The organism is Henriciella sp. (assembly GCF_049649345.1).
Lineage (GTDB): Bacteria > Pseudomonadota > Alphaproteobacteria > Caulobacterales > Hyphomonadaceae > Henriciella.
In genome coordinates, this window is sequence record NZ_JBARZC010000216.1 from 1 (window position 1) to 1,654 (window position 1,654).

1 protein-coding gene is annotated in these 1,654 nt (G+C 55.9%); it reads left to right on the top strand.

Going from position 1 to position 1,654, the window contains the following annotated elements; translation table 11 throughout:
• Positions 1–526 precede the first annotated feature (526 nt).
• The coding region (locus WA989_RS05385) for a hypothetical protein (protein ID WP_424339480.1) at positions 527–1,654 on the top strand (1,128 nt) is incomplete at its 3' end.

Sequence of the window (1,654 nt, forward strand, 5' to 3'; positions counted from 1 at the left end):
GGCTCAGATTTCTGGCCCTGGAGGCATCGAAGCCAGTTACGTCTCGATCTGACCTCCGCAACGGAGCCCTTGCACTTGAACAGCAGATGCGCGCCTGCCTGGCGCCGCATCATGGATGGATAGGAGAAGTTAGAGGCCTGCTGTCTGATTGAGTATATCAGAGGGGCCTGGCCTGCCCAGTAACATTGATACCCGCAGCACTGCCCGTCTGTCAGCGGCCCGACCATGCTGGCCTACTCGCTTGTTCGGTGCGCCCTCAAGATATCGTCGGCACGACACTTCATTATAGCCTCATCACTACTGACGGGAAAAGGGGCGCCCAGCGCTGCTTGAGCTATCGGGGAATGGCGGGCGTATCGGTAGCATCTCTTGCCGCTCTGGCCCTCAAGACGCAACCTATCTGTAGCGACGTGGCCCGAAAAAACACACTGCGCTGAGTTATAATTTTTGAATTTACAAATTTTGCGGTTCCGCTCTGCGCCGTTCAACCTTAGACTGTCCGCGGCTACAGAGGGAGGGAGCCCTGATGGTCCAGATCGTCTTCGTGCATGGCGTTTCGGTTCGCGAAAAAGAGAATGACCCAACTTATGAAAATACAGTCGGTAAGAGGCGCGAAAATTTTACCAAATATTGCTTCAAGGACGTGCCCCACACCTATCGCGATCCTTACTGGGGTAAACATGGCGCCACCGCCAAGCTTGGCGAGCTTTATCTGAAGTTTTCCGGCGATCAGGTCCTTGGCGAGCTTGCGCCGTTCGTTATGGACACGCCCGAAACGGAGATCGACGCCCAGGGCAGTCAGCTGCTCGCGTTGGCGCGTGATGATTTTGTCGGCTTTCTCAACACTTTATCGATCATGCTGGCGGACACCAGTACCGATCCTGCCGATCCGGCGCTTGCAGACAGGATTGCGGATTATGCCGTGCTCCTTGATCGCGGGGAAGAGCGGGTCGCCGCGCCCGCATGGGTGCAAGATTCGGCACTGAGATCGGATGAGGACTTTCTTGAACAGCTCGCGGTGGAAGTGGGGGAGGAGGCTAGTGCCGAATCCGCGAGTCTGGGACTAAGGTCTGCCTTAAAGAAGGTGGCGGGAAAGATTGCCGGTGCTGGCCTGAACCTTGTTGATGGCCCAATTGAGCGGGGTGTTCGGCGAGTCACGCCTCTCGTGGCCCGCTTTCTAGGCGATGTCTTCGTGTATCTGAAACAGGATGGAGCGAGCCGCGAGAAAATCCGTGGGGTCATTTATGCAGATCTCGTTGCCGCAGCCAAGGAGGCCCGGAACAACGGAGAGAAGCTTGTTGTGATAGGTCATTCTATGGGGGCTAACATTCTCTATGACTTGTTCTCCGATTCGACATCCGTGACTGAGCTTGACGCTGCACTGGGCTCAACCTTCAAGGTGGACCTGTTTCTGACGGTCGGGTGCCAGCTCGGCCTTTTTGAAGAGCTCAGCCTGTTTCAATCCAGCAAAGAAGAGGCTGTGCCCGCCCCCAAGCCGACCCGGTTTGAGCGATGGTGGCATGTTTACAATCGTTCGGACGTCCTTTCCTTTGCCGCGAAGGGCATATTCAAAGGCGTCGAGCAATTTTCGGTCGATACCAAGGCGAACATAATCGATGCGCATACGGCCTACTTCGTCTCACCAGTATTCCAG